General features: G+C 45.4%; 13 protein-coding genes and 1 pseudogene. 10 read left to right on the plus strand and 4 right to left on the minus strand.

Annotation, left to right across the window (positions count from 1 at the left end):
• The first annotated feature begins 11 nt into the window (after positions 1–11).
• The gene (locus C6P11_RS00290) at positions 12–257 is read left to right on the plus strand and encodes a hypothetical protein (RefSeq protein WP_135517906.1); all 246 of its coding nucleotides are present in this window, start codon (positions 12–14) and stop codon (positions 255–257) included.
• Between the two features lie 53 nt (positions 258–310).
• Here C6P11_RS00290 and C6P11_RS00295 read toward each other — a convergent pair whose 3' ends face one another.
• Positions 311–820 (minus strand): MarR family winged helix-turn-helix transcriptional regulator, encoded by a 510-nt coding sequence (locus C6P11_RS00295; RefSeq protein ID WP_135517907.1) that lies wholly within the window; start codon positions 818–820, stop codon positions 311–313.
• 176 nt (positions 821–996) lie between these two features.
• Between C6P11_RS00295 and C6P11_RS00300 the strand changes: the two genes are divergently transcribed.
• Both C6P11_RS00300 and C6P11_RS00305 read left to right on the plus strand, forming a co-directional pair.
• Entirely contained in the window at positions 997–1,932 is a 936-nt protein-coding gene (locus C6P11_RS00300) for an ATP-binding cassette domain-containing protein (protein ID WP_135517908.1), read from the plus strand.
• A gap of 23 nt (positions 1,933–1,955) precedes the next feature.
• Complete coding sequence (locus C6P11_RS00305) at positions 1,956–2,735, plus strand: ABC transporter permease (RefSeq protein WP_135517909.1); 780 nt, start codon at positions 1,956–1,958, stop codon at positions 2,733–2,735.
• Positions 2,736–2,798: 63 nt separating this feature from the next.
• Here C6P11_RS00305 and guaA read toward each other — a convergent pair whose 3' ends face one another.
• Positions 2,799–4,352: a glutamine-hydrolyzing GMP synthase gene (gene guaA, locus C6P11_RS00310; RefSeq protein WP_135517910.1), complete on the minus strand. Its 1,554-nt coding sequence runs from the start codon at positions 4,350–4,352 to the stop codon at positions 2,799–2,801.
• Positions 4,353–4,712: 360 nt separating this feature from the next.
• On the opposite strand from guaA, the gene C6P11_RS00315 reads away from it, so the two are divergent.
• Positions 4,713–5,792 (plus strand): BMP family lipoprotein, encoded by a 1,080-nt coding sequence (locus tag C6P11_RS00315; protein ID WP_135517911.1) that lies wholly within the window; start codon positions 4,713–4,715, stop codon positions 5,790–5,792.
• Positions 5,793–5,838: 46 nt separating this feature from the next.
• On the opposite strand, the gene C6P11_RS00320 is transcribed toward C6P11_RS00315, so the two are convergent.
• Both C6P11_RS00320 and C6P11_RS00325 read right to left on the minus strand, forming a co-directional pair.
• Entirely contained in the window at positions 5,839–6,609 is a 771-nt protein-coding gene (locus tag C6P11_RS00320) for a biosynthetic peptidoglycan transglycosylase (protein WP_135517912.1), read from the minus strand.
• A gap of 70 nt (positions 6,610–6,679) precedes the next feature.
• Positions 6,680–7,060: a hypothetical protein gene (locus tag C6P11_RS00325; RefSeq protein WP_135517913.1), complete on the minus strand. Its 381-nt coding sequence runs from the start codon at positions 7,058–7,060 to the stop codon at positions 6,680–6,682.
• A 190-nt stretch (positions 7,061–7,250) separates the two neighbouring features.
• Between C6P11_RS00325 and C6P11_RS11440 the strand changes: the two are divergent.
• The 6 genes and pseudogenes from C6P11_RS11440 to C6P11_RS00355 all read left to right on the plus strand — a co-directional run bounded on the left by C6P11_RS11440 (position 7,251) and on the right by C6P11_RS00355 (position 16,159).
• A pseudogene (locus C6P11_RS11440) lies at positions 7,251–8,446 on the plus strand (APC family permease).
• A 211-nt stretch (positions 8,447–8,657) separates the two neighbouring features.
• On the plus strand, positions 8,658–9,656 hold the full coding sequence (locus C6P11_RS00335) for a LysM peptidoglycan-binding domain-containing protein (protein ID WP_135517914.1): 999 nt from the start codon (positions 8,658–8,660) through the stop codon (positions 9,654–9,656).
• A gap of 127 nt (positions 9,657–9,783) precedes the next feature.
• The gene (locus C6P11_RS00340; RefSeq protein WP_135517915.1) at positions 9,784–10,104 is read left to right on the plus strand and encodes a hypothetical protein; all 321 of its coding nucleotides are present in this window, start codon (positions 9,784–9,786) and stop codon (positions 10,102–10,104) included.
• A 110-nt stretch (positions 10,105–10,214) separates the two neighbouring features.
• Complete coding sequence (gene rlmD, locus C6P11_RS00345) at positions 10,215–11,696, plus strand: 23S rRNA (uracil(1939)-C(5))-methyltransferase RlmD (protein WP_135517916.1); 1,482 nt, start codon at positions 10,215–10,217, stop codon at positions 11,694–11,696.
• Positions 11,697–11,822: 126 nt separating this feature from the next.
• Positions 11,823–14,315, plus strand: coding sequence for an ATP-binding cassette domain-containing protein (locus C6P11_RS00350; RefSeq protein ID WP_135517917.1), 2,493 nt, complete (start codon positions 11,823–11,825; stop codon positions 14,313–14,315).
• Between the two features lie 113 nt (positions 14,316–14,428).
• Positions 14,429–16,159, plus strand: coding sequence for a hypothetical protein (locus tag C6P11_RS00355; RefSeq protein WP_135517918.1), 1,731 nt, complete (start codon positions 14,429–14,431; stop codon positions 16,157–16,159).
• Positions 16,160–16,224 lie beyond the last annotated feature (65 nt).

Consider the following 16,224-nt stretch of genomic DNA (forward strand, 5'->3'; position numbering starts at 1 on the left):
GAGCGGTGAAGATGGTTAAAAATGTGAATTGGCAAGATAAAGTTGTTTTCTATCAAAAGGCGAGTGTAGCAATTTTGATAGATGTCCTATTTGCCACATATATCTGGCGGCATGTACGAGAAGCAATGTTGTCGAATCAACCACATGAAATAAAGAGTTTATTGTTGGGGATGGCATTTATGTTTGTGATATTCATGTCGTTCGGTGCAATTTTTGAAGCTCATGACACGATGATGAAGTCGGAAAACGATGATTAACATGTTCCATGTGAAACAATAAAACCGCGTTGGATGTTCCAACGCGGTTTTTGTTACTTATCATTCTTGTCGATTTCAGTTTTACGATCCAACTGGCTCAACATGATGCGGGTACCAAGGTTTTGGATACCATCAAGCTTCAAGTTATCACGGATACCATCGTTCATCTTATCTAGCATGGCTGCGAGTTGTGTCCATTCTTCAGGGCATAGGTAGTCGAGATACTCAGGTATGTAAAATAAGCTCTTCTCGGCTTCGTGGCGACCTTTATCAGTGAGCTGAATTAATTGAATACGACCATCAGTTGGGGACTTTGTCTTAGTGACGAAATCTTTTTTAACTAGCTTAGCGACGAATTCAGCTGTTGATTGCACACTCATATCCAAACGCTCAGCGAGTTCCTTTTGGGAAATATTATCACCTTCACTCAACGCAACCAAGACTTTATTTTGCCCACGGAAAACGGGTGAGTGACGTTCAACTTGTTCATCAGCCAAGTGCTGAAGTGATGTAAATTCAAATAGTTTTGCTGCTAATTGGTGTTTTTCGATCAAATCAGCCATGTGTATTTCCGTCCTTAAATTTTTCTACTAATGCCAGTATAACAGGGTTCGTGACGAATATGAACTAAAATACACAGGGTACCTGAACAAAATCGTTGACATATTAATCAGGGCACCTTATTATTATTTTCGTCAGGTACCCTGATGATTAATTTTGAAAACAAGAAGGCAATATCATGAGTGAAGAGTATGCAGTTGAAATTGAAGGATTGACTAAGACGTTTGGCACCCAAACGGCGGTTGATAACGTGTCATTTAACATCAAGCGTGGTGAGGTGTTCGGTTTGCTTGCACCAAACGGTGCCGGTAAGACAACCACGTTGCGCATGATGACGACGTTGCTAAAGCCAACGTCAGGAACGATTCAAATTTTTGGACACGATGTTAAGAAGGAACCTAAAGTGGTTCGTTCATTGTTTGGCTTGACTGGTCAATACGCATCGGTTGATGAGGATATTTCTGCTCGTGAAAACTTGATGATTTTCTCACGCTTGAATGGACTGTCACGACGCGAAGCCAAGGAACGTACGGAAGAATTATTGAACGAGTTTTCATTGGTAGCATCAGCTGATAAGGCGATTTCGAATTTCCCAGGTGGTATGCGTCGCCGTTTGGATTTGGCGGTTAGCTTGATTTCACGACCAGCGCTCATTTTCTTGGACGAACCAACAACGGGTCTTGATCCACGAACTCGTACGCAAATGTGGGATACCATTCGTGAGTTGGTCGCAGAAGGCTCAACAATCGTCCTAACGACTCAATACTTGGAAGAGGCTGATGAATTAGCTGATCGCATCGCGTTGATTGATCACGGGAAGTTGGTCAGTCTTGGCACGCCAGCCGAGTTAAAGGCCCAAGTTGGGGGCGCAAAGCTACGTTTGGAAATGACGGATGCACAACAAGCCGATCAGGCAAAGCAAATCGTAGCTGATGCGTTGCATGAAGAAGTAAAGGTAGCGAATAACACTGTCACAGCGCCACTACACGATACAAATCAGGTTGCGGGTATCTTGAGCCGATTAACTGTAGCGGGGCTCACAATGACGAATATGGCCGTTGAACAACCATCTATGGATGATGTGTTCTTTGCTTTGACGGTTGGAAAGAATTAAGGGAAATTAAGAAGGTTAGAATCATGATGGATGTACAAGCACACAAGACAAATATTATTGCAAACACGGCCACGATGGCATACCGTAATTTGCTAAAGACGTTACACAACCCAGACAAGTTTTTGGATGTGATTGTGCAACCTGTGATGTTCATGTTGATGTTTGGTTACCTATTTGGTGGGGCGATTGCCGGTAACGTGCACGCTTATTTGCCAACGATTGTGCCAGGAATTCTCATGCAAGCATTGATTTCAGCAGCATCAGGTTCTGGTACCCAAATTAGTGACGACATGAATTCAGGTATTTATGATCGTTTGAAGTCATTGCCAATCGCCCACATCGCACCATTGGCCGGGCAACTATTCGCAGATATTTTGCGTTTGTTTATCGCTGCAATCGCGTCATTGACGACGGGATTTCTAATGGGATGGCGTCCAGCCGCTGGCTTTGGTTGGGTAGTTGTCGTTGTGTTGCTAGATGTGTTCTTGGGATGGGCCTTGAGTTGGGTATTCGCTTTGTACGGTATGGTTGCCAAGAGTTCAACGATGGTCGAAAGTGTCTCATTGATTACGATGCTTTTGCTAACGTTCCTATCAAGTGCGTTCGTACCCGTTAAGACGTTGCCACATGTTATGCAAATTTTGGTAAACATAAACCCGGTAACATATGTCATTAAGGCATCACGTGTCATGTTAAACCAAGGCGTTTGGTCAAACCAAGCCTGGATTGTATTAGGCGCTGGTGTATTGGTGGTTGCAATCTTTGCACCACTAACCGTGTTGGTTTATAACCGTAAGAATTAATAATTAAAAGCCCTGCATCAAGGTCGTTTTCCTTGATGCAGGGCTTTGCTGTTTATTTAAGGATTATTCCCACTCAACAGTTGCAGGTGGCTTGGCCGTGATGTCGTAGACGACGCGGTTGATGTGGTCGACTTCGTTTACGATGCGACGAGAAATCTCTTCCAAGATGTCCCATGGCAACTTTGCGAAGTCAGCCGTCATACCGTCGACTGACGTAATGGCACGGATGGCGATAGTGTAGTCGTACGTACGACCGTCTCCCATGACGCCGACTGAACGAACGGCAGTCAATACCGTGAAGTATTGCCAAACTTCTCCGTCTAGGCCGTGCTTGGCGATTTCTTCACGCAAAATAGCGTCAGATTCGCGCACGATTTCAAGCTTGTCTTTAGTGACATCACCCAAAATACGGATTCCAAGACCAGGGCCAGGGAATGGTTGGCGCCAAACAAGTTCGTGTGGCATACCCAACTTTTCACCCAAAGCACGCACTTCATCCTTGAAGAGCGTGTTCAAAGGCTCAATCAATTGGAATTGCATGTCTTCAGGCAGTCCGCCAACGTTGTGGTGTGACTTAATTGTTTGCGCAGTATCAGTTCCTGACTCGATAACGTCGGTGTACAACGTTCCTTGGGCCAAGAAGTCGATACCATCAAGCTTTGCAGCTTCTTCGTCAAAGACGCGGATGAATTCGTTTCCGATAATCTTACGCTTTTGCTCAGGGTCAGTAACACCGGCAAGCTTTGATAGGAAACGTTCTTGGACGTCAACCTTGATGATGTTCAAACCGAACTTACCACCAAGTGATGCCATCACTTCATCAGCTTCATTCTTACGTAGCAAACCGTGATCAACGAAGATTGATGTCAATTGGTCACCGATGGCGCGTTGCAACAACACACCAACGACTGATGAATCAACACCACCAGAAAGTCCCAACAAGACCTTCTTGTCGCCGACCGTTTCGCGGATTTGCTTGATTTGTTCGTCGATGAAGTCATCCATTGACCAGTTACGCTCAGCGCGAACGGCCTTGTCGACGAAGTTTTCCAAGATTTGCATCCCGTATTCAGTGTGTTGCACTTCAGCGTGGAATTGCACACCGTAGAAGTTGTGGTATGTGTCTTCCATTGCAGCGATCGGCGTGCTTTCTGACGTTGCAACCGCCTTGAAACCGTCGGGAACTTGTTCAACATAGTCTCCGTGTGACATCAAAACAGTTTGCTTCTCAGGGGTGTTACCGAACAATAGAGCGCTATCATCTGTCACATCCATTTCAGTTTCGCCGTATTCAGCTGAATCGTTAGCTGGTGCAACTTTTCCCCCTGGCAAAACGTGCGCCATGAGTTGCATACCGTAGCAGACACCCAAAATAGGAATGTTCAAGTTGAACACCTCTGGGTCAATTGTGAAGGCGCCGTCTTCGTAAACCGAGTTTGGTCCGCCAGAGAAAATAAGTCCCTTAGGATTTAGTTCCTTAATCTCGGCTGCCGTCAAAGTGTGTGGCTTTAGTTCTGAGTACACACCCAATTCGCGAATACGTCGTGAAATGAGCTGGTTGTACTGTGATCCAAAGTCCAAAACAAGAATACTGTCGTGTGCTTGTGTGTTTCCCATGATGTCCCCCATTAATAAGTTGTTTCTAATTATACGTACTTGTCGATATTTATCAATGATAACTTTTTGGAATGTTCGTAATTTGCTCACATATTACAATGTTCTCATAATTATAGTTGCTAAAAATAAGTTATTGACGAAAAATACTTATTTTAAAGGGTTCATACGTTGATAATCAGGTTAATCGTTTTTAATAATTCAAAACCGATGATTTTTGTAATGACTTAGCCCTTGCATTATCTTAAATACACCTTTATAGTGGTAAAAATTAAATTTTTATATGGACTCTGAGTTGGCCAGTTTTGGCCGGCAAAACGAGTGGTCGGGTCGAGGGATTTTATACTTGGAGGTATTAGGAAAATGGTTTCACGTCGTAACTTAATTATTGGTGGAGTGGCACTTGTCGCAGTTGCAGGAATTGCATACGCAGCAACGTCAGGAAGCAATGGTGGTTCAAGCGATAAGTTCACTGCAGCGGTTGTTTCAGACACGAACGGTGTTAACGACAAGGGCTTCAACCAAAGCGCTTGGGAAGGTTTGGAGAAGTGGGGTAAGGAAAATGGCTTGGAAAAGGGCCAAAACGGATACAACTACTTCCAACCTAAGACAGTTGCGGATTACAACACGCAATTGACGCAAGCTGCAACGGCTAAGTACAACGTTGTCGCAGCAATTGGAAACACGTTTAAGGACTCAGTTCAAACTGTTTCAAAGAAGTACCCAGACACGAAGTTTGTGTTGGTTGACGAAATTGCTGGATCAAAGTACAAGAACGTTGCGTCAGTAATGTTCCGTTCAGAGCAATCATCATACTTGGTTGGTGTGGCTGCAGCTACGAAGGCTAAGACGATGGGCGATGACACGGTTGGCTTCGTTGGTGGTATGAAGAACCCAGTTATCGAGGCGTTCTTGGCTGGTTACCAAGCCGGCGTGAAGTCAGTTGACCCTAATATCAAGGTAGATGCAACGTATGCTGGTACGTTCTCAGACCCTGCCAAGGGACAAACGATTGCGAAGGCTAAGATTGCACAAGGTGAGCACATCATCTTCCAAGCCGCTGGTGGGGTTGGAAACGGTGTCTTCCAAGCTGCGAAGGATCAAGACGCAACGTTGACTGCCGACTCTAAGGATAAGGTATGGGTTATCGGTGTCGACATGGATCAAACTGACATGGGTGCCTACAAGACAAAGGATGGCAAGGCTGATAACTTGACGTTGACATCATCATTGACTGGAATCGGTCGTGGTGTGCAATTGGTTACTGAAGCTGCCCAAAAGGACAAGTTCCCTGGTGGTAAGACGGTCTACTACGGTTTGAAGGAAAAGGGTGTTGGTGTCACAACTAACAACTTGAACGCAGACGAGAAGAAGGCTGTTGAAGATGCAAAGGCAAAGATTATTGCTGGCGACATCAAGGTTCCAGACACACCTGAAAACTAATTAATATAAACAAAAACCGCGATGAATTTAGGTTCATCGCGGTTTTTTAGCGTGGAATTAAACCAGCTGTTACGCTGGTTGCCTTCGCATCTTCGTATTCATGGTGATTAATTTTGTCATTATCTAGCATCGCGGCCAGCACGATGTTGCGGCGCTTTTCGACCAATTCAGGATTGCTGTACAAGTCGAAATTGGATGGACTCTGACCCAAACCAGCGATGATGGCCGTTTGTGACAACGTCAATTGAGATAAAGGCTTACCAAAATAGTAGTAGGCAATCGTTTGCGCACCGTATTGGTAGTGGCCTTCATAAATTTTATTGACATAGTATTCCAAAATTTGTGCTTTAGAATGCGTTTTGTTCAACTGAAGCGCTAGATAAATCTCTTGAATTTTGCGGGTTGGTGTTTGATCCGCCTTGCTAGTTGAGAAAACGGTCAACTTAACAAGTTGTTGGGTGATTGACGAACCACCAAGGTCAACGCCATCGCCAAAGCGGGCCTTGATGTTTGAAACAACCAAGTTGAATACCCCACCTAGGCTGACACCGTTGTTCGTTTCGAACGTACGATCTTCGGTTGAAATCAACGCATTACGATAATCGTCCGGAATGTTGTCATAGGTGACATAAACTTGATTGTCACCGGGACTGGGATTCGCCTTGAGGGCTGATTCCGTAATGGTTGGTGCTTGATGAATGGCGTAACCAATGTAGGCCCCACCCGCTAATAGCATGATGACAATGATGGTTGCCGGCCATTTCAGCACTTTTTTAACTGGATTGTGTCGTTGTCGACGTGTTTTGCGACTCGCCATCGGCAAATCCTCCGTAAGCATTATTTCTGATAGCATACGGGGAATTTCTTTTAAAAGCAACGCTGAACTGTTAGTGACTTGGCGTCAGTGTGACGGTTAGGTGGTTGTCAGAATCGACGAAAGCGTCATAAGCAGCCGTGCCGTTATCACCAAGGAAGTGTTGGTTGTGGTTATCCTTAGCTTCCAAAAAAGCGCCGATAAATGAAGGGTGCATCCAGTGCATACCGAACTCGAATCCTTGGAATGTGCCAGGGTAGCGACGATCATTAGCGTCAGCATCAAAACGAATTTCAGTAACACCGTCTGCGGTATTCGTGATGTTCATTTGAAGTCCATCTTCATTGATGACTTCGGTAGTTCCAACTGGTAATGATGCAGGAATGGGGTACGTGATGGTACTCGTGTTGTTATATGCAGATGCAAGTGTTTCATATTGTCCTAAAGTCATCATGATGGTGGCCTCCTTTGTTTTGTTGCCATCATTATCGTTCGTCCTTAACAACTTGTAAATGAAAAAGGCACGAAATTTAGGTAGACTGGGCCTTAGGGGGGATTGAACAATGAAAAAATTCAAAAAAGGTATTGGATTCCCGAGTGTTGTACTGCTAGGTATTAACGGTGTCATCGGTGGTGGGCTGTTTTTGCTACCGAGTACGATGTACAAGCAGGGTGGCCAATATGTCTTATTGGCAATTGCTTTAGCCGGTATTTCAGCGACGCTAATCGCGATGCATTATGCCGTCATGTCATCGCGAATTGATGAAGACGGCGGTGCGTGGGTGTACACCAAGCGCGCCTTTGGGCATTACCCAGGATTTTTGGTGGGCTGGTTTGGCTGGCTATTTGGGGTAATTACCATCAGTGCTGAAACGGCGGCCTTTTTAAAAACGTTAACAGGACTGGTACCAGCGGTTGGGACGCCGTTAGTCTACAATAGTTTGGCTATCGGCATTATGTTGCTGCTGGGAATCATGAATTACTTCGGTACAGGTATTGCGAGTCGCATAGATGATGCATCCAGTTTGATAAAAATCGGGGTCATTTTGGCCGTGTTCATTGCAACGGTTGTGTGGTTGCTGCTGGGAGCACGTCGCAATTCTCAATCGCACAAGCGAAACCGGTGCATGATTTCTCAGGTGCTTTTGGAAATGCCTTCTATATGTTTACTGGTTTCTCGCTGATTCCAATCGCAGCCAAAGAGATGAAGAACCCTGGCAAAATGTTGCCACGTGCGATTTTGACGGTGATGTTAGCCACGACAGCGATTTTCGTCTTGATGCAAGTCGTCGCAATGACAGTTTTGGGTGATCATTTGGCTGGTTCATCTTTGCCAGTCGCGGACATTTTTAATGTTATTTTGGGCCGTGTTGGCCGGACGATTATCATCACGGGGATGATGTTGTCGATTATCGGTGTTGCGATTGCGACATCATTTAACTCACCAATTGAATTGGCCTCGATGGCCCGTGAACGTGGGTTCCTGCCACGTGAATTCTCACGTTTGAATCGCTACGGTGCACCAGTTGGCGCCATCTTGCTAACAATCGCCATCTCAGGTGGTTTGATTTTGAGCGGTAGTTATCTATTTTTGATCAAGCTGATTGTGCTGAGCGACTTTGTGCAATACTTGGGAACGATTTTCTCATCGATTAAGCTTCGCGGTGATACGACATTGCCAACTGGCTACAAGCTACCAGGCGGTAAATGGATGACTTATCTGACCATTGTGGTGGTCGCATATTTGTTTACAACCTTTGCGTTTACGACAGTTTTGGTCGGCATTGGCTTTGCGATATTAGGAACGATTATTTACAGTGTGGAACAACGACGCCACTAAAACGACGATCACTTATGACCAAAAAATTTGGTTGTGAGTGATTTTTTTAATGCCTGCAAAATAACTTTCTAAAGTTTCCTAGTCAATTCTTATGGTAGTTAAAAATGGTTTAAGGGCGAGGTTTTGTAACGTGTTGTGAATAATGCACCGGTATCATAGAGAGTGGATATTTTGTAGGATTGTAGGCCTCTACGAATATAGGAGACATTAAATGATTAATAAACAAATTTTGACAGCAATGACAACTGCAGGAGTCGCAACGGTTGCCGTTGGTGTGAACGCATCAGCTGATACATACACGGTTAAGGCTGGTGATACGTTGACGAGCATTGCCAATGCAATGGGAACGACGGTTGAAAAGATTGCTAGTGATAACAACATTGAAGACGCAAACTTCATTTTGACGGGTGTGTCATTGACGGTTAACGGTGATGGAACGGTTACGCCGGTGCAAGCCGATGCAGATGCGACGGCAACGACGACCGCTGCCCCAGTTGGCGTAAATGGTTCATACACGGTGAAGAATGGTGATACGCTTTTCGCCATTGCCCAAGCAAACAACATGACGTTGGCTGATTTGTTGGCAATTAACGGTTTGACGGCGAATGACACGATTTTTATCGGTCAAACGATCAATTTGGTTGCCCAAGCTGCGCCGGTTGCACCAGTTGTTGAAAGTGCTGCGCCAGTTGTGACGTCAGAGGCGCCAGTGGTATCTGAAGCACCTGTTGTTTCAGAAGCTCCAGCAGCCTCAGAGGCACCGGTAGCATCAGATGTATCAGAAGTTGCTCCGGTTGCCGAAGAAGCGTCAGAGGCGCCAGTCGTGGCAGATCCAGCGTCAAACTACGTCGGCGCACCAACGCAAGCTGATTCATTCACGCAAACGACGGACTCAGGTGTTACGACTGCTTACCAAACGGCTGAAGTAGCGGCTGAAACGCCAGCGCCAGCAGCGACTGGTTCAGTTTATGATCAATTTATTGCAGCCGGTGGAACGGATGCTTTGTGGTCAAACATCGTGATGCCTGAATCAGGTGGGAACCCAGATATCGTTTCACCAAACGGTTACCGTGGTTTGGGTCAAACCAAGCAATCATGGGGAACTGGTTCAGTTTCAGAACAAACAGCCGGTATGGTTAACTACGCTGTGACACGTTACGGATCAATCGATAACGCCGTGTCATTCCGTGTTGCTAACGGTTGGTGGTAATATAAAATCTCATTTAGGGACTCGTATTTTTGCGGGTCCCTTTTCTAATTATTTCACAAGCTGGAACTCAGCAATTTACTTTCTAGAAGCGTACTATATCTATGACTTTTAGAGAGGTAAGCTGAATATGGAATCTTATGAATTGCAGCAAAACACTTATGCGGTAGAAGAGCAAAATCGTCTTTTGGCACAGCAGGCGGCAGAACTAGCAACTCAAAATGAATTGAGTCATAAGGAATTCGAACTTCGTCGCCAAGTGATGATGATTGAGCATCCAGAATTGCGCCCAATTATTGAGCAACAAATGCGTGAAGAAGCCGAACGGGCTCGTGAGCAAGAAGCTCGTCGTAAGCGACATGATTTTATTGGTAGTTTGGTCGGTGTCGTTATTCTAGGATTGATGATTGGATACGGCCTGCCTTGGTTGTTGAACAGCGGCTTAATTTAAAAACGAATGACCGATTAGTCGCGAAGGACTGACCGGTCATTTTCACTTCCTACATGTTAGAATAGAACTATCTTATAGAAAGAGTAGACGGTAAGTCTTTGTAGAACGAAATGGCTGAAGAAAAGAAGCGTCGTCCTTACCAAGGTAAGGGTGGCAACAATCAAAATCGCGGCAAGTTTGTTCCACGTGGAACACGTGGACCTCGTCGTGATAATCGCAACCAACAAAACGTCGAAGTTAACGTTGGTGACAAGCTGTTGATTACCATCAAACGATTGGGAATCAACGGTGAAGGAATTGGTTACTATAAGCGTAAGATTACGTTTATTCCAGGAGCACTTCCTGATGAAGTTGTTGATGTTGTTGTAACGAACGTCACAGACAAGTTCATCGAAGCGCGTGTTCGTAAGATTAAGCAACGCTCACCAAAGCGTGTTGATCCAGTTGATAACCAAGAAGTTGGTGGCTTTGAATTGGAGCACTTGTCTTACGATGGCCAACTAGAATTTAAGCAAGATGTGATTCGCCAGGCCTTGGAAAAGTACAAGCCTGAAGGATATGAAAAGTTTGATTTGCGCCCAACGATTGGTACGGAAAACCCAGACGGTTACCGTAACAAGGCGCAATTCCCGGTTCGTGAAGTTGATGGTAAGTTGGCCGTGGGAATGTACAAGCGTAATTCTCACGACTTGGTTGATTTGCCAAAGGCTTCAACGCAACACCCAGCAACATTGAAGGTAGTGCGTAAGGTGCGTGATATTTTGGCTGATATGGACATGCCAATTTACAACGAGCGCAAGAACTCAGGAATCGTTAAGACGTTGATTGCCCGCGTGTCAGAAACGACAGGTGATGTGCAATTGACGATTGTTACGAACGGCAAGTACTTGCCTAGTGCTGATGAATTGATTGCACGTATCAACAAGGAATTGCCTGAAGTTGTTTCTGTTCACCAGAACATCAACTCAGACAAAACGTCACTTGTTTGGGGTGAAGATACCAAGTTGTTGTGGGGTAGTGAGTACATTACGGAAACGATTAACGGTAAGACGTTCAAGTTGTCACCACGTGCATTCTTGCAATTGAACCCACGCCAAACGCAACGTTTGTACAACGAGGCTATCTCAGCGCTTGATTTGACGCAAGCCGATAAGTTGATTGACGCCTACTCAGGAGTTGGAACCATCGGTATTTCATTGGCTGATCATGCTGGTGAGGTGCGCGGTATGGATACGGTTCCTGAAGCCATTGATGACGCTAATGAAAATGCGGCTGATAACGGTGTTAAGAATGCTGCCTACTACACAGGTGCAGCTGAAGATTTGATTCCACGCTGGGCAAACGAAGGCTGGGTGGCCGACGCTTTGGTTGTTGATCCGCCACGTACTGGTTTGGATGAAGAATTGCGTTGGACGATTTTGGAAACACAACCAGATAAGTTTGTGTATGTGTCATGTAATGCATCAACGTTGGCCCGTGATTTGGTCGACTTGACGCGTGTTTATGATGTTGAATACATCCAATCAATTGATATGTTCCCACAAACTGCTCGTTGGGAAGGTATTGTTAAGTTTACGAAGAAGAGCAAGTAAGATAGAGGACGCGCAAATTAATTGCGCGTCCTTTTTCAGTTGGGGAGAACTGTTTTTCACGGGTTGAAGCGATACAATAAAAGGTAACAGGGAAAATGAGCACGACAACTAAGGGGTGGTAAGAAAATGACATTTTCGATTGAAGTCCGGGGTACAAAAACTAATAATCTGAAAAATATTGATGTGGATATTCCGCTTGGACAAATGACTGGAATTACTGGGCGCAGTGGTTCTGGAAAGAGTTCGCTGGCGATGGGGACGCTATACGGTGAGGGGATGCGTCGCTATTTGAATGCGTTGTCGACCTATACGCGACGCCGAATTACACAGGCGAATCGCGCTGACGTGACAAGTATTCATCATTTGCCATCAGCTTTGGCACTGCGGCAACGTCCACAGGTGCCAGACGTACGTTCAACGGTTGGGACGATGACTGAGAGTTTAAACGTGTTACGCTTGATGTTTTCTCGTTTAGGGTCGATGGTGTGTCCAAATGGGCATCGCATTGGGCCAACCTTGGCCGTTGCAATGGATGTTGATATGACGGGGATGGATTGCCCGATTTGTGGTGTGCATTTCATGCCATATGGCGCCGAAGATTTCGCTTTTAACTCGGCTGGAGCGTGCCCAACTTGCCAAGGAACGGGTGAGGTGCAAACCATTAATCCAGCGTTACTGATTAATGAAAAGTTAACCATTCGCGATGGGGCGGTGAATTCATGGCGTACACCTGGTCGCACGTTTATGCCATTGGTGGCTGAATCAGCGGGCATTAATATTGATATCCCGTATGAAGATTTCCCAGATGACCAAAAGGATTTGGTTTTGCATGGTGACCGTGATGAATATGAAATTAATATTCCAAGTAAGAGCGGTAAAGTCTTTCACATGGATCATGCGGTGTTTGAAAATGCGACGAACGCCATTGAGGACAGCATGAAAATCAGTAAAAATGAGCGCACTATCAAACGTTTGAATCAGTTTTACACTTTCCAAACTAGCCCAACGTGTCATGGGTCGCATTTTAACCCGAAGTTGCTAACGCAGTTACTACGAGACAAGAACATCGCGGAGCTGTCAGAGTACACCATCGAAGAACTGACGGTATTTATTGCCGAATTGCCTGCGACATTGCCCGACGAGATGCAAAAGATGGGAAAAAAGCTTGTTGATGAGTTTTTGGAACTATTAGATGCACCAATTAAGCTTGGTTTGGATTATCTTACGTTGGCCCGTGCCGGAAGTACACTTTCGACGGGTGAGCTACAGCGTATTCAACTTGGACGTACGATTCGCAATGAAACGACTGGTGTATTGTATGTGCTAGACGAGCCGACGGTTGGATTGCACCCAGCCAACGTCGCAGGTCTATTAACGATTTTCAAAACGCTCTTAGAACAAGGTAATACGTTGGTCGTGGTTGATCACGATATGAGCGTCATCGGGGCAAGTGACCATATTATTGAAATTGGCCCTGGTTCGGGTGATTACGGTGGGACGGTGACGTTTACCGGAAGTGCGCGTGAGGCAAAGGCATCTAACGCATTGGTAGCCCCTTATCTAAACGGGACGGCTGACATTCAGACCAGAACATTGGCGCCACGGGAGTCACTGTTTGATGATGGTAGCATCGACATCGCGGTGACTGCCAAGAATAATTTGCATGACGTTAGGACACAGATCCCTAAGAACCGATTGACGAGTGTCACGGGGATGAGTGGTGCCGGTAAGACAACGTTGATTCTCGATTTGTTGGTGCCAGGTATTCTAGCGCAAAACGAACAACAGCCACTACCTGATGGTGTAGCGTCACTCGATGCGGCAGGTGTTGCAAATGTGGTGATGGTTGATTCAGTGCCGGTTGGTAAGAATGCACGCTCAACGGTTGCGACGTACACTAACATTTTGGATAATTTGCGCAAGTTGTTTGCTAGCTTGCCGGATGCTAAAGAACATGGCTTCACTGCGAGTGATTTCTCATACAATGCAGCTGGTGCATGTCCAACTTGTGGGGGTGTCGGGCACATTACGCTCGATGTGCAATATCTACCAGACGTGATACAAGTCTGCCCAACCTGCCAAGGCTCACGTTATCGTGCTGAGGTACTGGATGTAAAATGGCATGATCGATCAATCGCAGATTTGTTGGCGTTGTCTGTCACGGATGCACTTGAAGTGTTCAAGGATGAAAAGAAGATTCTAAAGACGCTCGAAACGTTGCAAGAATTGGGCTTGGATTATCTGATTTTGGGTGAAAGTACGCCTGAATTATCAGGTGGTGAGGCACAACGCCTAAAGTTGGTGTCACAAATTCACCAAAAGCAGGGTGCTAGCTTGTTTATCTTTGACGAACCGTCAGTTGGATTGCACCCGCTGGACATCGAGAACTTGCTTCACGTGTTTGATTTGTTGCTGAAGCAAGGGGCAACAATCATTACCATCGAACACGATTTGGAAGTGATGGCTAACTCAGATTGGTTAATTGATTTGGGACCAGGTGGTGGTACGCACGGTGGCCAAATTGTTGGTACTGGAACACCAGCTGAACTGGCTGCGATACCAGAAAGCGTCACAGGTCAGTATTTAAAGGATTATTTGGCGCAATATCAACACGCATAATACTGTGGTCGTTAGTTTGGGACTGACGACCTTTTTTGATAATCATCAAAATAAATTAACAAGTTATTGATAAGCTACAATCTGATATATTAGTCGTAAATAGGAGGTGCAAGATGCGTTCATGGCGATCGCTTGTGTTGCCTGGTGGCGTGCTGTTACTGGCATCAGTTGTGCTGGTTTTACCGCAGCTGATATCGAATATGCCGATTATTGGCATCGATGCGCTTTTCCACTTTAATCGGGTCTATGATATTGCGGAACAAATTAAACACGGGCAGTTTAACTACTTCATGTCAGAATATGGCTATCAACATTCCGGACGAATTGTCACGCCGTTATATGGACCGTGGCTATCGTATTTACTGGGGTTTGTCCTCATGCTAATACCAAACTGGTTTTGGTTTGAAATTGTAACTGACATTGCTATCTTGCTAGTTGCTGGTGTGGGGATTTATCGACTAGGCCGTTATTTGAAATCTAGTCGATATGCCAGTTTAGTGAGTGCGGTTATCTATATGGCGTTACCGTTAACGACAACTTGGCAAACGAGCCAATCATTTACTGGCATCGGCGCTGCGCTACTGCCGTATGTGGTGTATTACGGCATTGCAATGGCTAAACAGCCGACAACTTTTTCTTGGGTTGGTCTGGCGATATCGTTGGCGGTACTGACGCAAGCCCATTTATTCACGGCATTATTAGGTGTCTTGGTATTAGGCATTTTATTTGTGGTGACGGTGATTGGTAAAAACAAGGCAACGATTATTGCTTTGATACAACGGTTGCTAAAAGCGGTTGTCTTATACGGGTTGCTAGTCGCTAATGTTTTAGTTGGTATGGCCGACGTGATGGGAAGCAATCAGATTCTAACGCCATATACGCCGCTTAATATTAGCCGTGAGGGAATGCGGATCACATTGTCGCAATCACCAACGCTCCGGAATTATAGTTGGCTTGGCGTTATAGCGGTGATTGTCTTGATCGTTGCCGTGTTAGTTTATCGGAAGCTGGCCCGTGAATACCGCTTCTTATTTTGGCTGGCAGTTGTCTTTTTCAGTCTGTCATTAACGGTATTCCCGTGGGATGCGATTCAGCAAATTGAACCAACCATTGTTGATACGATGCAATTTCCATTACGGTTGTCAGTGGTCAGCAACATTGCTTTGGTGTTGTTGTTGCCACGAATCCTGATGATGCCGGATGTGAAAAGACAGCTAAATCGTCGGTTGCGATTGGTGATTGTTATGATAGCCGTCGTGGTGCCGGTGGCGATTTCGACAAGTATTTTGGCGAAGAGTACTCATCGCTTGCATACGGATGAGCTGGTCCACGTCACGAAGCACATGGTATTTAACGATAAAAAATCTAAAGCTGAAATTGCACGGGATTGGCGCTACGGTGATGTACAGGTTGCACTAGCAGATGTACAAAAAGCGACCCCTGATTATTTGGTGAATAATGGCTTGCAACCAGGTGATAACAGTTATGACATGTATATGCGCGAGGTTATTCAGAACCCACTAAAAGCGCAGGTGACACAAGGTAATAATGCACTCACGTATCGTTGGCATAGTGGAAATGAACAGCAGACAACAGTGCCAGTTGCTGTCTATGCGCATTCAAAGGTGATGTTGAACGGCCAGCAGGTGACGAACCCGCAAACGACACGTATTGGGACGTTACAGGTTCGACCACGGGTTGGTCAGAATAACGTGACGATTTCGTATGACGTGTCACCAGTTATTAAAATAATCGTTTTAGGCAACGCTGTACTTTGGGCGGGCCTCGTCATTTTCATGACTGGTAAAACAATTTGGCGTAACGGCTATCAGATTAAGGTCTGATGGCCGTTTTTCGCGTGGTATACTTAGTGATAAGTTTCTATTTTTAACGTAAGGGAAGTGTTTGT

The sequence above is a fragment of the Weissella confusa genome (assembly GCF_004766315.1).
In the GTDB taxonomy this organism is placed as follows: Bacteria; Bacillota; Bacilli; order Lactobacillales; family Lactobacillaceae; genus Weissella; species Weissella confusa_A.

What these genes read in the sequence shown, in the direction of transcription:
- C6P11_RS00290 (WP_135517906.1), top strand. Translation starts at nt 12, where the DNA reads ATGGTTAAAAATGTGAATTGGCAAGATAAAGTTGTTTTCTATCAAAAG.
- C6P11_RS00295 (WP_135517907.1), bottom strand. Translation starts at nt 820, where the DNA reads ATGGCTGATTTGATCGAAAAACACCAATTAGCAGCAAAACTATTTGAA.
- C6P11_RS00300 (WP_135517908.1), top strand. Translation starts at nt 997, where the DNA reads ATGAGTGAAGAGTATGCAGTTGAAATTGAAGGATTGACTAAGACGTTT.
- C6P11_RS00305 (WP_135517909.1), top strand. Translation starts at nt 1,956, where the DNA reads ATGATGGATGTACAAGCACACAAGACAAATATTATTGCAAACACGGCC.
- guaA (WP_135517910.1), bottom strand. Translation starts at nt 4,352, where the DNA reads ATGGGAAACACACAAGCACACGACAGTATTCTTGTTTTGGACTTTGGA.
- C6P11_RS00315 (WP_135517911.1), top strand. Translation starts at nt 4,713, where the DNA reads ATGGTTTCACGTCGTAACTTAATTATTGGTGGAGTGGCACTTGTCGCA.
- C6P11_RS00320 (WP_135517912.1), bottom strand. Translation starts at nt 6,609, where the DNA reads ATGGCGAGTCGCAAAACACGTCGACAACGACACAATCCAGTTAAAAAA.
- C6P11_RS00325 (WP_135517913.1), bottom strand. Translation starts at nt 7,060, where the DNA reads ATGATGACTTTAGGACAATATGAAACACTTGCATCTGCATATAACAAC.
- C6P11_RS00335 (WP_135517914.1), top strand. Translation starts at nt 8,658, where the DNA reads ATGATTAATAAACAAATTTTGACAGCAATGACAACTGCAGGAGTCGCA.
- C6P11_RS00340 (WP_135517915.1), top strand. Translation starts at nt 9,784, where the DNA reads ATGGAATCTTATGAATTGCAGCAAAACACTTATGCGGTAGAAGAGCAA.
- rlmD (WP_135517916.1), top strand. Translation starts at nt 10,215, where the DNA reads ATGGCTGAAGAAAAGAAGCGTCGTCCTTACCAAGGTAAGGGTGGCAAC.
- C6P11_RS00350 (WP_135517917.1), top strand. Translation starts at nt 11,823, where the DNA reads ATGACATTTTCGATTGAAGTCCGGGGTACAAAAACTAATAATCTGAAA.
- C6P11_RS00355 (WP_135517918.1), top strand. Translation starts at nt 14,429, where the DNA reads ATGCGTTCATGGCGATCGCTTGTGTTGCCTGGTGGCGTGCTGTTACTG.